General features: G+C 70.7%; 18 protein-coding genes, 1 tRNA gene and 1 pseudogene. 12 read left to right on the top strand and 8 right to left on the bottom strand.

Going from position 1 to position 20,536, the window contains the following annotated elements; all coding sequences use genetic code 11:
* Positions 1 to 20: 20 nt before the first annotated feature.
* Entirely contained in the window at positions 21 to 338 is a 318-nt protein-coding gene (locus ALLO2_RS10620) for a type II toxin-antitoxin system RelE/ParE family toxin (RefSeq protein ID WP_011437449.1), read from the bottom strand.
* Between the two features lie 200 nt (positions 339 to 538).
* On the opposite strand from ALLO2_RS10620, the gene ALLO2_RS10615 reads away from it, so the two are divergent.
* Entirely contained in the window at positions 539 to 961 is a 423-nt protein-coding gene (locus ALLO2_RS10615) for a CoA-binding protein (protein ID WP_023841275.1), read from the top strand.
* On the opposite strand, the gene ALLO2_RS10610 is transcribed toward ALLO2_RS10615, so the two are convergent.
* Positions 903 to 2,672, bottom strand: a complete 1,770-nt coding sequence (locus ALLO2_RS10610; protein WP_023841276.1) for a hypothetical protein — start codon at positions 2,670 to 2,672, stop codon at positions 903 to 905. The two genes, ALLO2_RS10615 and ALLO2_RS10610, sit on opposite strands and share 59 nt — an antisense overlap.
* 18 nt (positions 2,673 to 2,690) lie before the next feature.
* The gene (locus tag ALLO2_RS10605) at positions 2,691 to 4,217 is read right to left on the bottom strand and encodes a glycosyltransferase family 2 protein (protein ID WP_035731653.1); all 1,527 of its coding nucleotides are present in this window, start codon (positions 4,215 to 4,217) and stop codon (positions 2,691 to 2,693) included.
* A 403-nt stretch (positions 4,218 to 4,620) separates the two neighbouring features.
* Between ALLO2_RS10605 and ALLO2_RS27805 the strand changes: the two genes are divergently transcribed.
* Together ALLO2_RS27805 and ALLO2_RS10595 are read left to right on the top strand one after the other, a co-directional pair.
* A complete protein-coding gene (locus tag ALLO2_RS27805) occupies positions 4,621 to 5,007 on the top strand; it encodes a DUF5999 family protein (RefSeq protein WP_011437445.1) in 387 nt (128 codons plus the stop codon).
* A gap of 216 nt (positions 5,008 to 5,223) precedes the next feature.
* A pseudogene (locus ALLO2_RS10595) lies at positions 5,224 to 6,735 on the top strand (bifunctional phosphatase PAP2/diacylglycerol kinase family protein).
* 41 nt (positions 6,736 to 6,776) lie between these two features.
* On the opposite strand, the gene ALLO2_RS10590 reads toward ALLO2_RS10595, so the two are convergent.
* Both ALLO2_RS10590 and aceE read right to left on the bottom strand, forming a co-directional pair.
* Positions 6,777 to 7,613, bottom strand: coding sequence for a hypothetical protein (locus ALLO2_RS10590; protein ID WP_035731646.1), 837 nt, complete (start codon positions 7,611 to 7,613; stop codon positions 6,777 to 6,779).
* A gap of 1,162 nt (positions 7,614 to 8,775) precedes the next feature.
* Positions 8,776 to 11,613: a pyruvate dehydrogenase (acetyl-transferring), homodimeric type gene (aceE, locus tag ALLO2_RS10585; RefSeq protein ID WP_011437442.1), complete on the bottom strand. Its 2,838-nt coding sequence runs from the start codon at positions 11,611 to 11,613 to the stop codon at positions 8,776 to 8,778.
* Positions 11,614 to 12,001: 388 nt separating this feature from the next.
* Between aceE and ALLO2_RS10580 the strand changes: the two genes are divergently transcribed.
* On the top strand, positions 12,002 to 12,406 hold the full coding sequence (locus tag ALLO2_RS10580) for a secondary thiamine-phosphate synthase enzyme YjbQ (protein ID WP_011437441.1): 405 nt from the start codon (positions 12,002 to 12,004) through the stop codon (positions 12,404 to 12,406).
* A gap of 219 nt (positions 12,407 to 12,625) precedes the next feature.
* Positions 12,626 to 13,063 carry a DUF3052 domain-containing protein gene (locus ALLO2_RS10575; protein ID WP_011437440.1) on the top strand — a complete coding sequence of 146 codons (438 nt, stop codon included), beginning with the start codon at positions 12,626 to 12,628 and terminating at the stop codon, positions 13,061 to 13,063.
* 240 nt (positions 13,064 to 13,303) lie between these two features.
* Here ALLO2_RS10575 and ALLO2_RS10570 read toward each other — a convergent pair whose 3' ends face one another.
* Positions 13,304 to 13,906 (bottom strand): DUF4234 domain-containing protein, encoded by a 603-nt coding sequence (locus ALLO2_RS10570; RefSeq protein WP_232235024.1) that lies wholly within the window; start codon positions 13,904 to 13,906, stop codon positions 13,304 to 13,306.
* A 460-nt stretch (positions 13,907 to 14,366) separates the two neighbouring features.
* Here ALLO2_RS10570 and ALLO2_RS10565 point away from each other — a divergent pair, with 460 nt between their 5' ends.
* From ALLO2_RS10565 to ALLO2_RS28205, 3 genes are all read left to right on the top strand, one after another.
* Positions 14,367 to 14,825, top strand: a complete 459-nt coding sequence (locus ALLO2_RS10565; RefSeq protein ID WP_011437438.1) for a peroxiredoxin — start codon at positions 14,367 to 14,369, stop codon at positions 14,823 to 14,825.
* Positions 14,826 to 14,926: 101 nt separating this feature from the next.
* Positions 14,927 to 14,998 (top strand) — tRNA-Val (locus tag ALLO2_RS10560).
* 192 nt (positions 14,999 to 15,190) lie between these two features.
* Positions 15,191 to 16,060 (top strand): tyrosine-type recombinase/integrase, encoded by an 870-nt coding sequence (locus tag ALLO2_RS28205; protein ID WP_011437437.1) that lies wholly within the window; start codon positions 15,191 to 15,193, stop codon positions 16,058 to 16,060.
* A gap of 51 nt (positions 16,061 to 16,111) precedes the next feature.
* On the opposite strand, the gene ALLO2_RS10550 is transcribed toward ALLO2_RS28205, so the two are convergent.
* Together ALLO2_RS10550 and ALLO2_RS10545 are read right to left on the bottom strand one after the other, a co-directional pair.
* On the bottom strand, positions 16,112 to 16,696 hold the full coding sequence (locus ALLO2_RS10550; RefSeq protein ID WP_011437436.1) for a GNAT family N-acetyltransferase: 585 nt from the start codon (positions 16,694 to 16,696) through the stop codon (positions 16,112 to 16,114).
* Positions 16,696 to 18,009 carry a hypothetical protein gene (locus ALLO2_RS10545; RefSeq protein WP_035731761.1) on the bottom strand — a complete coding sequence of 438 codons (1,314 nt, stop codon included), beginning with the start codon at positions 18,007 to 18,009 and terminating at the stop codon, positions 16,696 to 16,698. Before ALLO2_RS10545 ends, ALLO2_RS10550 begins: the two co-directional genes overlap by 1 nt.
* Positions 18,010 to 18,387: 378 nt before the next feature.
* On the opposite strand from ALLO2_RS10545, the gene ALLO2_RS10540 reads away from it, so the two are divergent.
* The 4 genes from ALLO2_RS10540 to ALLO2_RS26360 all read left to right on the top strand — a co-directional run bounded on the left by ALLO2_RS10540 (position 18,388) and on the right by ALLO2_RS26360 (position 20,005).
* Positions 18,388 to 18,651, top strand: a complete 264-nt coding sequence (locus ALLO2_RS10540) for a hypothetical protein (protein ID WP_035731635.1) — start codon at positions 18,388 to 18,390, stop codon at positions 18,649 to 18,651.
* 195 nt (positions 18,652 to 18,846) lie between these two features.
* Positions 18,847 to 19,059 (top strand): DUF397 domain-containing protein, encoded by a 213-nt coding sequence (locus ALLO2_RS10535; protein ID WP_011437433.1) that lies wholly within the window; start codon positions 18,847 to 18,849, stop codon positions 19,057 to 19,059.
* A 54-nt stretch (positions 19,060 to 19,113) separates the two neighbouring features.
* Positions 19,114 to 19,575: a radical SAM protein gene (locus ALLO2_RS10530; protein ID WP_011437432.1), complete on the top strand. Its 462-nt coding sequence runs from the start codon at positions 19,114 to 19,116 to the stop codon at positions 19,573 to 19,575.
* Between the two features lie 190 nt (positions 19,576 to 19,765).
* Positions 19,766 to 20,005, top strand: coding sequence for a hypothetical protein (locus ALLO2_RS26360; RefSeq protein WP_198030986.1), 240 nt, complete (start codon positions 19,766 to 19,768; stop codon positions 20,003 to 20,005).
* The last annotated feature ends 531 nt before the right edge of the window (positions 20,006 to 20,536 follow it).

Genomic DNA, 20,536 nt, shown 5'->3' with positions numbered 1-20,536 from the left:
GGCCTCGTGACCGCCCGGGCTCAGACCCGGCGCCATCCGGTTGCGGGGCGGGCGTTGCCGATCGTTGGCACGATCCGGGAGCGGGCACCTCGCGGCGCGACGACCATAACGCGCACAGAGCGTGTGTTGGCGTCGATCCGGTAGAGGATCCGCCAGGTCCGCCCGCTGGCCTCGTGCATGCCGACCTGCTCGCCGGGGATCGGAGTGCCGGCCTTGCGCGGATCGTCGCGCAGGGCACCGTCGAGGAACCGACGGACCTCGCCGCGGGTGAGCTCGGCCAGCTTCGACAGGTCCCGCTCGGCCGAGGCGGACAGCGTCACCTCGTGCTTGTCACTCACCGCCGGCTCCAGCCCCGGCGGCCAGCCGTCCCCCGGCGGCCGGAAGCGGGGAAAGCTCCACGTTCTCCACGTGAAGATCCTATGCGCCCGCCTCCACCGGGGCTCGTGCTTCTCGCCCCCGTTGCCGGGAATCGTTGCCGGGAACTGAGAAGTCCTTCCGCGGTCCGGATGAACCGGGCGGCATGGGCGGTTATGCGGGTATGCGCTTCGGAGATGACGACACCATTCGCCGCATGCTCACCGACACCGAGGTCTGGGCGGTGGTGGGGCTGTCCAACGACACCCGCCGGACCGCCTACAGCATTGCGGACTACCTGCGACGGCACGGCAAGCACGTCGTGCCGGTGCATCCTTCGGCACCCGTGGTCGCGGGGGAGCAGGGATACGCGACGTTGAGCGAGATCCCGTTTCCCGTCGACGTCGTCGACCTGTTTGTCCGGTCGGAGCTGGCCGGCCCGCTCGTCGACGAGGCGGTGAAGATCGGCGCGAAGGGGGTCTGGCTCCAGCTCGGTGTGCGGGACGAGGCTGCCGCGGCGCGTGCGGGCGAGGCCGGGCTGGACGTCGTCATGGACACCTGCCCGGCGATGGAGGCACCCCGGCTGGGGCTCGGCTGGAGCCGTTGATCCCCGGCTCCTCCGCGGGCGCCCGGCGCGATCGATTGAGCAGCACGAACCGGCGGGTCGCGAGCGCGGCGGCAGGCGGGAAGAGCACGAGGACGGGGAGCAGGTAGCGGTAGTCGAAGCACACCGTCGCGGCCGGGACGATGAGCGTGGCGGCCCCGGCCGCCACGAGGAGGGCCATGTCCGCCCGCAGCCGTCGATCTTCGGCGGCCCGGTCCCGCAGGCCTCTCCGGCGCCGGGAGCCACGGTTCCCCGGCGGCGCACGGCGGTCCCGTCCCGGGATCATGATCGCGACGACGGCAAGGATCACCATCCCGGCCAGGGCCGGACCGGGCGTGAAGACGAGATGCTGGTAGCTCCGCAGGAAACCGGCGGACGGCTCGCGGATGACGCGGCTGGGCGCGTCCCCGTGGAAGCCGAGCAGTGGCTCGCCGTTGTGTAGGTAGCGCGGTTCGTTACCGGTCGGGAACCGCCAGGTCGCGTCCGGCCAGTCACGGTGCCCGACCGGTCGGCCCGGGGCGAAGTAGTGCGCGATCTCCCCGCCGACCATCCGGGCGTAGTCACCGAACTGATACCGGATGACCTGGCGGGTGAAGTCGCGCAGCAGCGCGTCCCGCTTGTCGTCGGGCATGTCGAGCCGCCAGTGCGGGCTGTTGCCGTTCCAGACGTAGTAGCTGGGATCGGGCCGCCCCGCCACCGGATGCGGGGAGCACAGGACGAGCTGGCGCGTGCTCAGGTGTAGGCGATCACATTCGGCGATCGGTGCCACCCGGCCGTACATCCACACCGCGTCCCCACCGGTGAGCGCGTACTTCCCGTGCGCGTGGTGGAACCAGCCCGCGTATCCGACGAGTGGAACGGCGAGCATCACGGCGAAGGCGGCGGGCCGGAGCCATCCGACGCGACGAAGAAGCAGGTAGCCCACGGCGAGCACACCCATGGCGACCCCGATGGTGCGGACCAGGCCCGCCCCGCCCAGTAACAGGCCGGCGAGCCCGCACGCCCACACCGACGGTCGNGCCGACCAGGTCAGGGCGATCATCGCGGCGACCAGCAGGACCGCGAACAGGGTCTCGGCCATCACGTAGTGCTCGAGGACCAGCTGGTAGGCGTCCAGCAGGACCGGCGCGGCGGCGAGGGCCGCCACCGGGGCCGCCACTCGGCGGTGGACCAGCAGGACGTAGATCCCCACCCCGAGCGCCAGGCCCGCGACGTGCTGGACCACCGTCACCCACCACAGGTCGCCGGTGTGCGACAGCAGGCGCAGGAAGGCCGGGTATCCGGCCGGCCGCATCGGGTCGGGCGCGTGCAGGGTGGAAAGTCGCAGGTAGGCGTAGGAGTCTCCGCTGAACTCGAACGCCGGCCGGTAGGCGTACCCGGTGACCACCCGCAGGGTCATCCCGGCGACCAGGAGAACCGCGAAGGGCAGATGCCGCGCGACCGGCCGGGCGGGTCGGGCCGGCCGGGCGGGTCGGGCCGGCTGGGCGGAGGCCGGACCCGATTCACGGCGCCGCGCGTTCGGGCCGTAGAGCGGGCCGGGGTGCTCCCCGGACGGCACCCGGCCCGGGGCGGCGAGGTCATCCGCGGGGTCATTCCCGGAGGCGGGGTCATCCCCGAAGACAGCGGGATCGCATAGGGAGACGGGCGCGGCGTCACCGGGCAGCGGTGGAAAGCGGCGTCTGCCCGAGACGACCATTCTGCCCAGGACGGCCATGATGAATATCCGCCGTTCTCAGAACCTGACGACCTCGGCCGGGTGTTCCGGCGCCTCGAAGCACAGGCCGAGGCCGGGCGTGTCGGCCCGTGGACCGCTCGCCTCGGCCTGGGTGGAGCCCGCGCCGGCACTCGCACCCGCACCCGCGTCAGGGCCCGCGTCAGGGCCCGTGCCGGTACCCGTGCCGGTACCCGTGCCGGTACCCGTGCCGGTACCCGTGCCGGTACCCGTGCCGGTACCCGTGCCGGTACCCGTGCCGGTACCCGTGCCGGTACCCGTGCCGGCACGGGTACCGCGGGCCGACGCCCGCTGATGCCCCCCGCTGGGTCCGGCGGTCAGCAGCCGCAGGAAGAAGGATCCGAAGGCGGTCTGCGCGCCCAACACCATCAGCGTCATCGCGAGCAGGGCCGGGCGCATCTCGTTGAGCGGTCCGAGATTGTTGACCAGCCAGCGGACGAGGACGACCACGTCCACGACAAATCCGACGATGAACAGGCCCGCGCCGAGCGCAAGCCCGCGTTCGAGGGTGAACAGGCGGTGGATGAGCGGCAGCGGCCAGCGGCGGCGCTCCTGCCAGCCGAGGGCGTGGTTGTGGACGTCGGCGCAGACCCCCAGCAGCACCAGTTGCCAGCCGAGTAGCGCCAGCAGCGCGAACAGGATCGAGAAGTGCAGGTCCAGCCGGTGGAAGCCGAGATTGAGCGAGCCGGGCAGCAGCGCCGCCTGGCCCACGATCCCGAGCGCCAGCAGCACCAGGCCGGGCAGCACGAACAGGTGCCTCGGCGCCAGCAGCAGCATGAACCGCAGGTGCCGCCAACCATCCCGCAGGGAGTGCAGCTTGGAGGCCCCGACCCGCGGATGGTAAGTGATCGGCACCTCCTCGATCCGAAGCTCGGCGCGGCCCGCGGCGATCACCAGTTCGGAGGCGAGCTCCATCCCCTCGCAGCGCAGCTGCATACGCAGGTACGCCTCTCGGCTGAAGGCCCGCATGCCCGAGTGCGCGTCGGAGGAACGGACGTCGAACAGCCGGTTCAGGNTGCCGGTGAGCACAGGGTTGCCGACGTAACGGTGCAGCCAGGGCATCGCTCCCGGCAGGATCTCTCCAGCGAAGCGCGACCCGAGCACGTAGTCGGCCCGCCCGGCGCGCAGCGGAGCGAGCAGGACGCCCAGATCCGAGAAGTCGTAGGAGTCGTCGGCGTCGCCCATCACGATCAGCCGGCCTCGGGCGGCGGCGAACCCGGCCAGGTAGGCGTTGCCGTAGCCGCGCCGGGTCTCGCGGACGACCCGGGCACCTGCGGCTGCGGCGACGTCCGCCGACCGGTCCGTGGATCCGTTGTCGACAACGACGACCTCGCCCGCGGCACCCGCGGTGGCCAGTCCCGCAAGGGCCTTGCGCACACAGACGCCGACCGACTCCTGCTCGTTCAGACACGGCATGACGACCGACACCTCGACCGGCTGTCCGCCGGCACGCGGGCCGAAACCCCCGCCGGTGGGGATGCCCCCGAAGGCGTCGGTACCGGTACCGACACCCGTGGCACCGTCCATCGTCCGTACCCCCCCTTGTGGCCGGGCATGTCCGGGTCCGTGGCCGTTCACCGGTGCCTGTCCGTGGCTCTGCCGTGTCGATGCCCGGTCGCCGGGGACAACGGGCGCCGTTCATGCAGGTGGGCGCATCAGCGGAACCGGCCCACGTCATTGTTGCGGTCAGGATGGCGGAACCGCTCGGCCACCGCCCCGTAACCTACCGATCCGATGGTCCGGTCCTGTTACCGGTATCTCGCTGTAGACACCCCGTGGTCCGTCCGGCTGGTTCCCGATGTGCCGCGTTTCGCATCCGCGCTGGTCACGGCCGTTGCCCACGCTGACTTGCGAGTCAAGGGTCGCAGACACGTCGGCCCCTTCACACGCGCCTCGGTGTGACGCTTCTTACGGAGAGGCGTAACGTCTGGTGCTCGTGCAAGCTGTTCGCGTTTCAGACCCGGCATCGGCGTCCCCGGTGCCCACCGACGACCCGGAGCCCTCCTCGCCCGAGCCGTCCTCAGTTCCCCTGCCCGCTGACGCCTCACGCACAGCCGCGCTCCGGCGACGTGGTTGCCCGCACTGTCCGCCCTGCCCCACGGCGGACAGTGCGGATCGCGACGCTGCCCGGGTGGCCAGCCAGCATTGGGACCAGGGCTGGATCCTGCTGTGTAACGGGGTGATTCTGTTCGAGGACACCGGCGAGATCCTGCCGACAGGTCGCACCGTCGAGCCACGACGGGCGCTGCCCCGGCCCGGGGGCGTGGCACGGCCGCCGGCTCCGAGATGGGCGAGCCAGGCCCCGGTCGCGTTCTGACGGTCGCGTTCTGACAGGCGCGGCCTGACAGCGAGCTCCTTCTGCTCGCTCCTTCCGTGGAGTTCGGGAGGATGTGAAGTTCATCCCAGTTGATCTGGGTGTCCCCCTTACGGGTACGGTGCCGGCGTGGCGTCAAGGTCGGTGACGAGGCCGGGAAACGGGACCGCTCCCCGCTGGCCCGCGGAGAACCGGGTCGGTCGGCGCGTCCGGATCCTCATGCGCCGTGACATCGCGCTGGGCCGGACGTTCCTGCACGCCTTCACCAGTGCGGACCGGTCGCTTTTCGCGGCGCTGGCCGGCGGCAGACCGCTGCTCGACCCGGCGCTGCCGCGGCTGTCCCACGCTGCCGATCATGGTCTGCTCTGGTGGGGGGTGGCCGGGGCGCTCGGTGCGACGAAGGGACGCCGTCGCCCGGCGGCCGTCCGTGGCCTGCTCGCCCTGGGAGTCGCGAGCGTTCTCGCCAACGGGCCGATGAAGGTGGTGTTCCGCCGGGACCGCCCACCGACTCACACGATTCCCCCGCTGCGGCGGCTTCGCGAGGATCTCACGACGTTCTCGTTCCCCTCTGGGCACGCGGCGTCGGCAGCCGCCTTCGCCACCGGAGTCGCGTTGGACGCACCCGGCGCGGCGGTGCCGGTGGCTGTGCTCGCCGCCGCGGTGGCGTTCTCCCGGGTGTACGTCGGGGTGCACTATCCCGGGGACGTGGCCGCCGGCGTGCTGCTGGGGATAGGGGCGGGCCTGGCGACGACGAAGGTGATGCCGCGTCGGCCGTGGGCCCCCGCCCGGGCCAGCCCCGCGTCGGCGTGGGCGCCCGCCCTGCCCGACGGCGACGGCCTTACCGTGGTGGTGAACGCCCGTTCCGGTCCGGGTAACCACACGGACCTGCTCGCCGTGCTGCGGGCCGACCTGCCCAGGGCCCGGGTCGTCGAGGTCGACGCGGGCGGCGACGTAAGAACCGTGCTGAGGTCCGCGGCGGCGCGGTCCCGTGTGCTGGGCGTCGCCGGCGGCGACGGCACCATCAACGCGGCCGCCCAGACCGCGCTGGCGCACGGCGTGCCGCTGGCGGTCTTCCCCGCGGGCACGCTCAACCACTTCGCCGCGGACGTCGGACTCGCCGGGGCGGGTGACTCGGTGCAGGCGATACGGGAGGGTTCGGCGGTCGCCGTCGACATCGGCCGGGCCGAGGGCATCGGCGCGACGTTCAGTCGGTTCTCCCGCATCTTCGTGAACACCGCGAGCCTCGGCGGTTACCCGGACATGGTCGCCATCCGTGCGCGGTTCGAGCGCCGCATCGGCAAGTGGCCGGCGATGCTCATCGCGCTGAGCTGGGTGCTGCGCCACGAAACGCCGTTCGAGGTCGAGATCGACTCCGAGTACCGCCGGGTCTGGCTGATCTTCGTCGGCAACGGGATCTACCAGCCCGACGGGTTCNCCCCCNCCTNCCNCNCCCGCCTCGACGAAGGGCTGCTGGACCTGCGGGTGGTCGACGCCGCGGCGTCGCTTGCCCGGCTCCGGCTGGTGGGGGCGGTGCTGACCGGCCGTCTCGGGCGCAGCCGGGTGTACGAACAACACACGGTCGAACGGGTCACGATCTCATCCCGTCAGCCCGGCCCGCTGCCGTTCGCCTGTGACGGCGAGGTCACGGAGGGAGTGGAACGCATCGTCATCACTCCGGGCGGAGCCCGACTGATCGTCTACCGGCCGCGGCGGCCCGGCGCATCCGGCTGAGCCGGGCCGGTGGACCGGCAGCCGGGCGGACCGCGGCGGCGTCAGCGACCGCGGCGGTGCTGCAACGGGATGAGCGTGTGCAGCGGGCTGGTCAGCCGGGTGAACTGGTCGGTATCGAGGAGATCCTCGACGAGCAGCGCGCAGGCCAGGTCGGCGCACAGCTCCATGNCCCGCCGGTCCTCGCTCGAATCGGTGCCCCGATGGCCGCGGCAGTACGGGCACAACCGCCAGAAACCCTCGGCGGCGCTGCGCCGGACCAGGGTCCACACCCGGCGACGCCCGGTCACCACGGCGCTCGCGAAGGCGGCGTCCATCGCCATCTGATGCGCGGAGTCGTCGCGGGTGAGTGCGGACACCAGCAGGCCGTCGAAGACCTCGAGGCTGTCCGGATCGTGGCAGCGCCCGGCGAGGACCGGGAGTGCCGCGAGAACCCGCTTCACGTCCGCCGCGGCCGGGCCGAGGTCGGGTTCGTGCGAGCGCGCGCGGGGGTAGACCGTGCGCCACGGACGCATCAGTGCCGCGTACTCCGCGCGGCCGAGGATGGGCCGGGAGTAGGAGGCGGCGACCGCGTCGCGCATCGCGCGCAGAGCCGTGGCGGCGATCGTCGGTTCGACGGTGACGTACTCCGCGCCGGTGAGGTCGTCGGCGTAGATCGCGCTCAACGCGTCGAAGGCGGCCAGCACCTCGACGATCAATGGAGAGTCGGGGGAGAGCGCCTTGTCCCGGGCAGCGGCGAGGTACCCCGAGTTGCGCCAGGCGGCGGCGAGCGAGACGAGCTCCGTGTCGGTGGTGTGGACGAGTTGGGCGAGGATGCCGAGAATGCCGCGGAGGTTGGGATGTTCCTCCAGCCGCTCGATGCGACGGGCCCGCAGGATCATGCCGCCGTCCCGTCCACGCGGCTTGCGACGCCGCACTGGGACCGCCGTGGGCTCACCGCGCTCCCGCCTGTCCGCGGTTCAGGTGATGCCGCCGCGGGTGCGGTGGTCGTCGCCACACCATTCACCTCGTCCTCCTCGACCGTCGCAGCAGACGCCGCGCGGGCCTCGTCACGACCCGCAGCCGCGCGCCGGCCGGTCGGCTGGTTATCGGCTGGCCGGCCGGCTCCTGATTGACCTGACAATTGACCTGACAATTGACCTGACAGCGACCTGACAGATGCCTGACCGTACCGGACCGCGACGTGGCCGTGCGATGATCGGCAGGCGGGTTTTCGTTGCTCTCCGACACCGACGGGGGCCGGGAGTACGTGCCGGAGGGCTTCGCCGCCGGCGGTTTCACAGCTGGTAACGCCGCGTGACCAACCTTTGGACATCACCCTCGAGAGACTAGTGTCCGCGGCGGCGATGCGGAACTCAACGCGTCATCAAGTGGAACATGGGGTACCGCGAAAGACCCGGGGCGTAACCGAATCGGGGACGGCGGTGGACCCCGATGAAGCCGAGCGCGGTGGAGTTCATCACGGACAGTGCCGATGCGCTGGGTAACTCCTCCGGGGGGTCCGGGCCGGGCCCGCCGGAACCGGGCGCGCCTGGATGCAGGGGGGCAACGCGGTGGGCCCGGAGAATGAAACCCGAGGCCGCGGGGCCGAGATCGGACGCCAAGGGGTTCGGTGCGCGGCCCGCTGCCCGGCCGGGGTGGCCCGGAGGTACCGATCCGAATGCGGTGGGCCGGATGGGCCGGATGGGCGGGCCTGGAGGCGATGGCCCGAACGCGGTGGGCCGGATGGGTCGGTCTGGAGGCGGTGATGCGGGCGCGGTGGGGCCGGACGGCCCGGCGGCTCCGGTGCCGTGGGATCCGGTCCGGCGGGNGCGGNGTGGTGGGCTCCATCGCGCGGGCCCCACCTTCCGGGCCCCACCTTCCGGACCCAGCCACCCGGGCTCCGCGCCGGGTGGGCCACGCGGGGGTCCGGTCCGGCACCGTGACCTCGGGCCCCGGCGCCGGGGAGCCCGCAGGTGGCTCCGTCGGCGCCGGGGAGGTCCCGGATGGCCCGAAGGCCTGGGCAATCCGGGACCTGAGTGGTCCGGGGCCTGAGTGGGTCGGTCAGCCCGAGATCGGCCGCTCGTCCTGCTCGGCGCCGGCCACGATCCTGATGCCGGCCACGATCGCCTCGGGCCCGTCCAGGCCGGCCTTGTCGGCACGCAACCCGAATCGCCTGATCGCGTCCCCGACCGTGGTGGCCTTGACCTCACCGGCCCGGACGAGGGCTTCCAGGGTCGCGACGACGATCGACTCGGCGTCGACCTTGAAGTGCCGGCGCAGGGCGGCCCGAGTGTCGGAACGGCCGTACCCGTCGGTGCCCAGCGAGGTGAACGGCTGCGGAACCCACCGGGAGATCTGGTCGGGCACCGCGCGCATCCAGTCGGAGACCGCCACGACCGGGCCGGCGGCCCCTTCGAGGGCACGGGTCACGTACGGCACGGCGTCGTCGGCCTCGGGGTTGAGCAGGTTGGCGCGGTCGCAGTCGAGCGCATCTCGCCGAAGCTCGTTCCACGAGGTCACCGACCACAGGTCGGCGGCGACCCCGAAGTCGGCGGCAAGGATCTCCTGCGCCGCCAGCGCCCAGTGGATGGAAGTCCCGCTGGCCAGCAGTTGCGCCCGCGGCGGGGAGCCCACGCCGGCCCCCGCCGCCGGAAGCCCGCCGGCCAGGTCCTCAGCCGAGCGGAACCGGTACATCCCGGAGATGATCTGCGCCGGGTCGAGACCCGCGGGCTCGGCAGGCTGCGGCACCGGCTCGTTGTAGACAGTGAGGTAGTAGAAGACGTTGTCGTCCCGCTCGCCGTACATTCGGTCGAGCGCGTCCCGGACGATGTGTGTCAGCTCGAAGGCGAAGGCGGGGTCGTAGGCCACGCAGGCCGGGTTAGTCGACGCCAGGAGCAGGGAGTGGCCGTCCTGGTGCTGCAGGCCCTCGCCGTTGAGAGTGGTCCGACCGGCGGTCGCCCCGAGCAGGAACCCGCGGCCGAGCTGGTCGCCGAGCGCCCACATCTGGTCGCCGGTGCGCTGGAAGCCGAACATCGAGTAGAAGACGTAGACCGGGATCATGTGCTGCGCGTGGGTGGCGTACGCCGTGCCAGCGGCGATCACCGAGCCCATCGACCCGGCCTCGCTGATGCCCTCGTGCAGCATCTGACCGGTCTCGGACTCCTGGTAGGACAGCAGCAGTTCGCGGTCGACGGCCTCGTAGCGCTGCCCGTGCGGCGAGTAGATCTTCGCCGTCGGGAACATCGCGTCCATGCCGAAGGTGCGGGCCTCGTCGGGGATGACCGGCACGAAGCGCGCGCCCATCTCCTTGGTCTTCATGAGGTCCTTCAGCAGCCGGACGAAGGCCATCGTCGTGGCGACGGGCTGTTTGCCGGAGCCCTTCCGGAGTTCGTCGAAGATCTTCGCTGGCGGTTGGGGGAGCGGCTTGGCCCGCACGACCCGACGCGGGATCGACCCACCGAGCGCGGCCCGGCGTTCCCGCATGTACGCGATTTCCTCAGAGTCCGGCCCCGGGTGGCAGTAGGGCGGCAGGTCACCCGACAGGGCCGAGTCCGGGATCTCCAGATAGAGCCGGTCGCGGAACTCCTTGAGCTCGCTCTTGGTCAGCTTCTTCATCTGGTGGGTGGCGTTGCGGGCCTCGAAGTCCTTGCCCAGGGTCCAGCCCTTGATGGTGTGCGCGAGGATGACCGTGGGCTGGCCCGCGTGCTCGGTCGCCGCCTTGTAGGCCGCGTAGAGCTTGCGGTAGTCGTGGCCACCGCGGGAGAGCTTGCGCAGATCGTCGTCGGAGAGGTCCGCGACCATCCGGCGCAGCCGGGCGTCCGAGCCGAAGAAGTGCTCCCGGATGTATTCGCCCGACGACGTCGAGTAGGTCTGGAACTGCCCGTCCGGCGTGGTGTTCATGCGGTTTACCAGCACGCCGTCGGTGTCCTTGGCCAGCAGCGGGTCCCAGTCGCGGCCCCAGACCACCTTGATGACGTTCCAGCCGGCGCCCCGGAACAGCGACTCCAGCTCCTGCATGATCTTGCCGTTGCCGCGGACCGGGCCGTCGAGGCGCTGCAGGTTGCAGTTGACCACGAAGATGAGGTTGTCGAGCTCCTCGCGGGCGGCCACGCCCAGCGCGCCGATTGACTCCGGCTCGTCCATCTCGCCGTCGCCGAGGAACGCCCACACCCGGCTGCCCGAGGTGTCCTTGATCTGGCGGTTGAGCAGGTAGCGGTTGAACCGGGCCTGGTAGATGGCGCCGATCGGCCCGAGTCCCATCGAAACCGTGGGGAACTCCCAGAAATCAGGCATGAGCCGAGGGTGAGGGTAGGACGACAGGCCGCCCGACTCGCCCTCGCGCCGGAAGGCGTCGAGCTGCTTCTCCGTCAGCCGGCCTTCCAGGAAGGCGCGGGCGTAGATGCCCGGGGACGCGTGACCCTGAATAAAGATCTGGTCACCCGAGGCACTTCCCGGCGAGGAACTGAGATGGTCCTTGCCGCGGAAGAAATGGTTGAAGCCCACCTCGTAGAGGCTCGCGCTTGAGGCGTAGGTCGCGATGTGACCGCCGACATTGAACGCGGGGCGGTTGGCGCGGCTCACCATGATGGCCGCGTTCCACCGGATATAGGCCCGGATGCGGCGTTCGATGTGCTCGTTGCCGGGGAACCAGGGCTCCCGCTCCGGGCTGATGGTGTTGATGTAGTCGGTGCTGGTGAGACCGGGAACACCGACCGCCTTCTCCCGGGCCCGTTCGAGGAGCTTCAACATGAGGAAGCGGGCCCGGCCGCGGCCGGACTCCTCGATGACGGCGTCGAGCGACTCCAGCCACTCGCTGGTCTCGGAGGGATCGATATCCGGCAGCTGACTCGGTAGCCCATCGGTGATGACCGAGAACTTCCGGGGTGTGTCCTGCGCCACGCCTTCTCCTGCTCCTCGAGCTTCCCGGGGCCGTCACGACCATGCGAAAAGGTCCTGATCGTATGACCGTCGGCCCAGTGGTCACTTTCGCAACGTACCGGGGTGGAAACATGCATGATCAATGCGCCGCCGCATCCCGGCCGCTCGCTCATCCCATACGACGCCTGTGCTCTGGGTGATGGCCGACCCTCGGTGGCCGAGAGGGGGGTCACCCGGAGAACGGGCCTGTCATGGACCATCGTGCTCTATCGCAGCTGCCTCGTCACGTACGTCTTGTTACTTCCGGGTCGGGACCTGGGCGATGTGCGGTGCGTTGTTGGCATGTCGTCCGTAGTGCGGCCGATGCCGGGCCCCGCCGTGGTGGACAATCACCCTGATGGAGACCCGGATGAAGACGACGACGCTGTCCGTGCGCACCGGCCGGCGAGAAAGTGTGGTGGACCTCACACCCGATGCGCGGCGGTTCCTTGCCGGTTCCGGTGATGGGTTGCTGTCGGTCTTCGTGCCGCATGCCACGGCCGGCGTGGCCATCTTCGAGTTGGGCTCCGGTAGTGATGCCGACCTGCTCGCGGCGCTCGCGGATCTGCTCCCCGCCGACGGCAGATGGCGCCACGCACATGGAACGCTCGGTCACGGCCGCTCGCATGTGATGCCGGCCATCATCCCGCCCTCGTTGACGGTCCCGGTGATCGACGGCCGCCTCGCGCTCGGGGTCTGGCAGTCCATTGCGCTGGTGGACCTCAACGTGGACAACCCCGATCGAACGGTCCGGATGTCGTTCCTGGCGGGATGATTCCGCTCTCTCCGGGGTACTGGCGGGGNGNCACATCAGGCTGACCACGCCGTCGCTTGTCCACAACCGACGGCGTGGCACTTGCGCAGTCACCGGAAGGTCCGGTGGACTAGGTCGAGGCGCACCGATCGATGAGGATCATCATTGGATGCGTCCACCGAGACGGGACGCCCTCGCGGCTACGCGGAGCGTCGACATACGAGCAGGAGGTAGTGGAGGGTGAGTCCGACCGCGGCGAACGCCGAGGGTCAGCGCCGAGCGGAGCGGCTGGGAGTCTCCGCCGGGACCCAGGTGCAGTCGCTCAACGAGGACGACGACATCGCCCAGGACCTGCTGGACGCCGTCACGAGCGCCAGCGGGACCGAGCTTGTCCCCGAGGACTCCGACGACGTCGTCGACATCGTCCTGCTGTGGTGGCGGGAGGATGACGGGGACCTGGCGAACGCCCTCATCGACGCACGGCGGCAGCTGTCCGACGACGGCGTGATCTGGCTGCTGACGCCCAAGGCCGGGCGTGCCGGCCATGTCGAGCCGAGTGACGTGCTGGACGCGGTGCCCACCGCGGGTCTCGTCCAGACCAGCACGTTGAGCGTCGCCCAGGAGTGGTCCGGCCAGCGGCTGGCGGCGCCGAAGTCGCAGCGGGTGCGTCACCGCTGACCCAGGGTGCCCGGTCCGGCCCAGCTGGGCCTGGCCGGTCCGGGCCCGGCCGGGCCTGGTCGGTTCGGCCGGGCCTGGTCGGTTCGGGCCGGTTCCCCCGGTTTCGGGGTCCGGGTCGAGGCAGGCGCGCACCGCCGTGCTCGCGTGCCTCCGGGACGTACGCGGGGTGTATGGGCGTCTCTCGCCGCCGTGGGCGGCGCTCCAGGTGGGCCGGGCGGCGGGCGGTCACCGGTAGGGCGGTCACCGGTAGAGCGGCACCTGCTGGCCCTCGACCGCCCCGGGGTAGCGGTCCCAGATGCGGTTGATTCCGAACTGCAGGACCAGCGCGCCGCCGCCGATGAGGAAGAGAGCGAAGGCCAGGACCGGATTCGTCTCGGCTACCCCGGCCGCACGCTGGGCGTCGCGGACGCGGGTGCCGAGCCGCCAAGCCGCGACGAACGGCGGGACGATGATTACCCAGCCGATCAGGAAGGCCAGCAGCGACAGCGTCGGGTTCACCTCGATGCGCCGGTCATACTCGGCGAGTTCCTTGTTCGTCCGGTAGATCCAGACGAACGGGTAGACACCCAGGGTGATCAGAGGAAGACCCAGCCACACCGCGAAGGGGTTACGCCTCCTCCCGAGTAGGCCGGACCCCTGGAACGTGTCGGGGGAACCAGGTGGTCCGGCCAGACCCGGTGTCCCGTAGTCGGGGGTGGCGGGGTAGCCTTGCTGCGGTTCGTGGCCGGTCAGAGACTCACGAAACGCATAGATCGGAAATCCGCCGGTGGATGTGCCCGGCCCGTCGATCGGGTGGGGTTCCCGGGCGGGGTATCCGTGCGGGGTGGAACTCTGATTGGTCAACGTGGCCCTGTCCTCATCGGTGTCCATACCAGTGGTGGCCGCGGGGCACGGCACCATGCCCCCACGCATGTCCGGCGGGTGCGGCTCCCGCGTCGATCGGCCAGACTAGGGCNCTCTGGCCTCNAAANCCCGCGCNCCCGCCGCATCGGGGTCACCGGACCGGGAAGGACACCCTTCGTCCCGATCTGATCGCCGTGATCTGATTGTCGAGCATGCGTGTGAACGTCCAGGTCGGGTGCGGTTCCAGGCGGTACGGCGGAGATCCGGAAGGTCGTGTAGGGCACGCCGCGGATGGGTGGCCAGCTTCGAGGTAGCCGGCAATGGCATGCTGGATCGGGACATCCATGCCGATCGGTGAGTACCTTCGCCGGATCTGGCGCGGGGCCCGCCGCCGTAGTGATCACCCGTTGTGGTCACCGGTCCCTGATCAGTTCCCCACCGTTGTGGAGAGGAAGAGCCCATGGCCGTCGAGGTTGGCTCCGTCGCCCCGGACTTCTCGCTGAAGGACCAGAACAACGAGGTTGTCACGCTGTCCGAGTTCCAGGGTAAGCGCAACGTGGTCCTGTTGTTCTACCCGTTGACCTTCACCGGNGTCTGCCAGGGCGAGCTGTGCTCCGTGCGGGACGATCTCGCTTCGTTCCAGAACGACGACGTCCAGGTGCTGGCCGTGTCGGTCGACTCGCCGTTCGCCCACAAGGTCTGGGCCGACCAGCAGGGCTACGAGTTCCCGCTGCTCGCCGACTTCTGGCCGCACGGCGCCGTCGCGAGCGCGTACGGCGTCTTCAACGCGGAGCGGGGCATCTCCCTGCGGGGCACCTTCGTCATCGACAAGGAGGGTGTTGTCCGCTGGAAGGTCGTCAACAACATCCCCGACGCGCGGGACCAGGCCGAGTACCTCAAGGCGCTCGCCATCCTCTAAGATCGTCCTTGCGGGAGCCGGCCTGCGTCTGGGGAGTCGTGGAGGGCCGGCTCCCGCCGGGGCTCGCCGCTGCGTAGTCTTAGTCGGCCTCGTCATCTCCCGGGCGCGTAGCTCAGCGGAAGAGCGCTCGCCTTACAAGCGAGTGGTCGCAGGTTCGATCCCTGCCGCGCCCACGGGCTGGTTCCGCATGCTTGTTGATCTGCGATCAACTGCGCCAGCAGCCGCGATGCTAGTCGGGGGACGACCCCCCGAACCCCCCGACGGGGCGCCTCTGGGGCCGGGAAATCCGACCGTTTGTAGCAACCGGTGTAGCACGCCTGCCGGGCCGCCGTCGGGGGGAGTGGGGCATCTCAGCCGCCGATCAGATGATCGTCGAGACGGGTGAGCGCGGCGCGCTTGGCCGCCACCTCGCCGCGAACGGCGGCCCGGCCGACCCGGCCGAGTTGGAACGCTCCCACGTCGAAGCCTTCCTGGCGGACTACGCGGCCACCCACGCCCCGGCAACCGTGTCCCTCGTCTTCCGGGCGTTGCAGCAGTTCGGCCAGTGGCTCGCCGAGGAAGAGGATCTCGACCGGTCGCCGCTCGACCGGATGCGCCCGCCCGTCGTCCCCGAACAGCCGGTGCCCGTTCTCACCGACGATCAGATCCGGACTTTGCTCGCCGGCTGTGCCTGCCGGGACCTGGTGTCCCGCCGCGACGAGGCGATCATCCGCCTGTTCATGGACACCGGTGCGCGTCGCGCCGAGATCGCGAACCTCACCGTCGAAGACGTCGACTTCACCCAGGACGTGATCCACATCGTGGCGAAGGGCCGCCGGGCCCGTGCCGTCCCGTTCGGGACGGGCCAGCGACCCCGGGAGGCCGGGCCGGCACACCACGCACGGAGAATGGGCAGCATGAAGATTCGGCTCGAAGGCAGCGACCGTGCTCGCCGAGGTCATGGATGTGATCAGGGTGTCGTCCCCGGAGGGGGACCGTCGGTACAGCGCCGTCCGGATGCACCTCGAAGTGCGGCTTCGGGCTGGCGGCCGCGGCGAGGCGGAGGACCCGGCCGCGTAAAGCCTGTTCGACACGCTCCGCCAGGCCACGGAGGCGGTCCGGTCTGTGTGCGCCGACCGTGGATGTTGACCTTCCCGGCTCCGCGAAGGTCAACATCGGCCACCCGGGGGTTCTTTCGCAGTTCCTTCGCACTTCTTTCGCAGCGAGGGAAGGCGGGCCGACCGCGGGTGTTCTGAGTGATCTTATGGCCACCCATACGATCACATGCGGCCTCCCGGTTCGGCCGCTCAGCCTGTGTCGGCGGGGGCGCTGGCCTGCCGGCGAGCGGCCCAGTCGTGGCGGGTGATCGCGTAGATGTTCCGGGGTCTCCCGCCCCGGTCTACCGGACCTTCGGCCAGAGCGAGGCCGAGCTTCTCCGCGACACGGATCGAGGCCGCGTTCTCCGGGTGGATGATGCTGATCAGCCGCTCCCGGGCCAACACCTCGAAGGCATACTCCAGGGCCGCAGCGCCGCCTTCGGTAGCGAGGCCCTCGCCCCACCGTTCCCGGCGGATGGTCCAGGCCACCTCGGTGCCGGGCCAGCCGTACTCCTCGTACAGCCCCACCCGGCCCACGAACTCGCCGGTCGTCCGGTCATGCGCGAGCCACATCCCGAACCCCTGCAACGCCCAGTGCCCCACCTGGAAAGCGAACATTCGCCAGACCGCGCCCTCGTCTGCCGGTGAACCGGTGTACGCGCTCATATCCGGGTGGGCTGCCATCGCCGTGTACGCCGGGATGTCCACGGCTGTCCAGCCGCTGAGGCTCAGCCGGCGGGTTGTCACGGTCGGCACGTAGACCTGGGGCGTGGGCTCGGCCAGTTCCAACGTCATCAGCCCATCAAAGCGGGACGCGGGGCGGTAGTGAGCTGTTCCCGGAAAGAGGTCACCTCCGGCACCGAGCCGTACCCGGAGAGATCGTTGACGAGGCGGCAGGCGCGCGTAACGACGGTGTGCGTAGGCCGGTCCGCTACCAGCTCCAATGCGCGGCTGCCAAGCATCGCGGCTTCCGCCGGGTCCGGACGCTCACGGCGAAGCAGAGTAGTCGCCAGGACCATAAGGGCATGGCCGTGGTCCTCGAAGCCTGTGGCCCGGCCGCTATCGAACGCCTCGACAGCCTGACGCGCGAGCGGCTCGGCCTCCGTACCAGCACCCAGCCGGGCGAGCAGCCCGGCGGTGAACCAGTCGGCGTTCGCTCGGCCGAACGGGGAACTCCCCGGCCGTGGTTGTGTCTCGATGACGGCCGCATTCATGCGTGCGAGCGCCTCCCGCGTGGCCGTCGGGTCGCCGAACGCGGCGTAGGCGCGGGCCTCGTAGGCGAACAGGCGGGCCCGGGNGTAGGGGNGATCCGCGACTGCCCCAGCCTTACGGACGATCTTCGCCGCCTCGTCGTACTGCTGCCTGTAGAAGCACAGAGTGGAGTCCATCGCGGCAACAGACGCCGTCAGCACATCGTCATCGATCTGTTCGGCGTGGTCCCGGGCTTGGATCACGAGTTGCTGGGATGCGTCCTGGTCGCCCATGTTGAAGGCAAGCCGGGCGAGCATGTAAGCGGACAACCCAGCCACACGGGTCAACTTCGCGTGTGCGCGTGGCTTGACCCCGGATTCGATGTGCTTCTCCGCAGACTGCCAGGTCCTGAACACCTCGGGCGCGAGCGCGTCGTGAGGCGTGCTCGTGAAGGCGGCTGCGTGACGGTCCACCGCCCCATCAAGGCTGGCGAGGGTCAGCGCATCAGGACCGAGCCGCGCGCGCCGCCGATAGGTGTCGGCTGCAAGGGCCGCGGTGAGCTCGAAGAACGTTCGCCTGTCCGTCCCCCTCNCCTCCCCTTCCGACTCTGCGGCCTGCGGCTCGGGGATATCTACCCCCGCCGCGGCGGTCAACTCGGTCAGCCGTACCGCCTTCTGCGCCGCGCGGATTCGTTCACCGAGGTCGGTTAGCTCGCTGCGGGTGCCGAACACCTGGTCGTACGCCTGGAGGATGTCGCGGGTCGGGAGCCGGCCGCGGTTGCGGATGGCGGAGGCGTTCTTCCGGTTGTGGGTGGTGCGTTTCTCCAGCTCAGTGCCTGTAAGGCCCTTCTCGGCCTGGAGCTGGCAGAACCGTTCGGCCAACTGCGCCTTCAGTGCCTCGACCCCATCAGCGTGCACGACGTTTCCCCTCGGCCGTCGGTGCGCCATGGGTGAGACATTTTTTCCCACCCATGGGACAGAAGATCTCACCCTCCCATCGAGGTGTCACGCGCTGTGTGATGGGTCGTGCGCGGAGGGACACACGCCGGCCACCTTCCCGGACCAGCAGAGGAGCGCATCGTGNCTTCCCCCATGCGGGCGCCAGGCGGGTCCGCCGGCCGGATGCCCTCCGCCTGCCACCGGGTCCGCCTTGGCCTGCCCCTCACCGCCGCGGGGCGTTCCCTGGCCGGGCAGGGCCCCGTGGCNGGGGCGGGAGGAGGGCCAGCCGCAGACGCGAGCGGCGGCCCCCNCCCGCCCCTCCCCACCCGGACACCGCAGGCCGTGTGGGATGCTGCGGTGGCTGACCCGGACGGGCCGCTGCGAACCCGGGTCGTCCGTGGGGTCAGGGTCGCTGAGGCTCGCCGGGCACCAGTCGACCCCGAGGGCGACCGGCTGTGGACGGTGGTCGTCCTCGACCACGACGACGACCCGGTAGGGACTGTCCTCGGCTTCCCCTCGCTGGACGCGGCCGACGACTACGCCGCGCGACACCCGGACATTCTGCGCTGGGTGTCGGTGCCGTCCCGGCCGGCGATCCCCGCCGGACTGCCCGGCCCCTGAGACGAGGGGCCGCCTCGTCGTCCACAAACCTGGCGGTCTCCTCCCGCACGGCCCTTCCACCCGAGGTGGGGCGCCTGTCGGATACAGGCGTCCCGGATTCCGGCCTGCGGGTGGGAGGCCCCACGTTCCCCGTCTGCCCCGGCGCCGACCCGCTCCGCCGCGGCAGGCGGGCCCCACCATGAGAGGACCCGTCCCGTGCAGCCGTCCAGCTTGGCCCCGGCCGACGTGACATCGCCGTGGCGCCGCCCGTCACGGATGAACCGGAACGCGGTCGACGTGGTCGAGGTAGCCCGCGGGGAGCACCGGGTCCTGATCCGCTCGTCCCTCGGCCCCCCGATAAGGATCACGCCGCAGGCGTGGGCCGATCTCGTCGCCGCGGTGAAACGCGGCGAGTACGACGACCTCTGATCGCGCCGCCGGGTAGCCGCCCGGAGGTAAACCTCAACGCGAGGGAGCACGATCATGACTGTTGTTGCTGAGGCCCCGACGTTCTTATGGCTGGAGATCACCGGCCGGTGCCAGCTCGCATGCGGCCACTGCTACGCGGACTCGTCGCCGCTCGGGGACCACGGGACGATGAGTGCGGCCGACTGGCGTGCGGTGATCGACGCCGCGGCCGAGCTCGGTGTGGGGATGGTGCAGCTGATCGGAGGGGAACCGACGCTGCACCCCGGCCTGGCCGGCCTGGTCGGCCATGCGCTGGCCGCCGGACTACAGGTGGAGATCTACACGAACCTGCTGCACGTCACGGCCGCCCTGTGGAAGGTCTTCACCCTGCCCGGGGTGCGGCTGGCGACCAGCTACACTACGCGGCCNACCCAGCCGGCCATGAGACGGTCACGGGCCGGCCGGGCTCGCATGCCCGGACCCGCGCGAACATCGCCGAAGCGGTCCGCCGCTCGGTACCGCTGCGTGTCGGCCTGATCGACACCGGTGCGGGTGCGGACATCGACGCCGCACACGCCGACCTGGTCGCCCTCGGGGTCACCGACACCGGCCGCGACCAGGCCCGCGGATTCGGTCGTGCCGCGCCGGCCGGCGTCGACGTGGCCGACACGTGCGGGGGCTGCGGGCACGGCACTGCCGCGGTTCTGCCGGATGGCACGGTGTCTCCGTGTGTGTTCACCCGCCATGCGGTCGCGGCAACGTCCGGCGGACCGGGCTCGGCGCGATCCTGGCCGGGGAGGCGTTCGGCGCCCAGGTCGAGGCGCTCGACCAGGCCCGCCGGCATGTCGGAGTGCCGATGGCGTGCAAACCGAACCCGAAGTGCGCCCCGGCGTCGTCGTGCGCCCCGTCCTGCACCCCGTCCGATACCGGTAACAAGGGGTCGAACTGCCAGCCGAAGGGGAAGTGAGCAGGCGATGAGGTGGGTGCCGGTCCGGGTCGACGACGCCTGGATGGGGTCGGTCTGGCGTGACGGCGCTGCACAGCTCGGGGTGCAGCCGCAGGGCGCGCCGGCCCTCAGCGCGTCCGGGAACGTCATCGGCGGGCCGGNCACCCNCCNCGGNGAGACGGCGNGGNTGCGGGTCGCCCCGTTCCTCGAAGACGCCATGGACGTGGAGCCGTGGCACGGTACCCGCGACGCCGGGCCCCTAATGGGACATACCGGGCAGCCGTGAGGCAGGCTCGGTTCCGGTAGCCGCCAGCAGGTGAGCACTCGAGGCCCCTGGACGCAGGACGAGTCCTAAGGTCAGACCGTGCCCCTGCCGGTGGTCGGGAGAGCGGACCACAGATGGGATGTCGTGCCCGCTGATCGTGGCGTGAGCACTTGACCATTAGGGCGTGGTGGATCTCCTGGAGGCTGCCGGACCTGGTGCCGAGAGACGGGAGACCCGGATGCTGTTCGTCGGTGACGACTGGGCGCAGGACCACCACGATGTGGAGG

Origin of the sequence: Frankia sp. Allo2 (genome assembly GCF_000733325.1) — a bacterium.
In the GTDB taxonomy this organism is placed as follows: domain Bacteria; phylum Actinomycetota; class Actinomycetes; order Frankiales; family Frankiaceae; genus Frankia; species Frankia casuarinae.
Note: the sequence above shows the minus strand (reverse complement) of the source record. Positions and strands in the feature narration are given on the sequence as shown.

Bases quoted from the DNA above. Each gene is read 5' to 3' on its own strand.
- ALLO2_RS10615 (WP_023841275.1), top strand. From the start codon at position 539: ATGCGCTTCGGAGATGACGACACCATTCGCCGCATGCTCACCGACACC.
- ALLO2_RS10580 (WP_011437441.1), top strand. From the start codon at position 12,002: ATGAAGACGACGACGCTGTCCGTGCGCACCGGCCGGCGAGAAAGTGTG.
- ALLO2_RS28205 (WP_011437437.1), top strand. From the start codon at position 15,191: ATGATCGTCGAGACGGGTGAGCGCGGCGCGCTTGGCCGCCACCTCGCC.
- ALLO2_RS10550 (WP_011437436.1), bottom strand. From the start codon at position 16,696: ATGACGTTGGAACTGGCCGAGCCCACGCCCCAGGTCTACGTGCCGACC.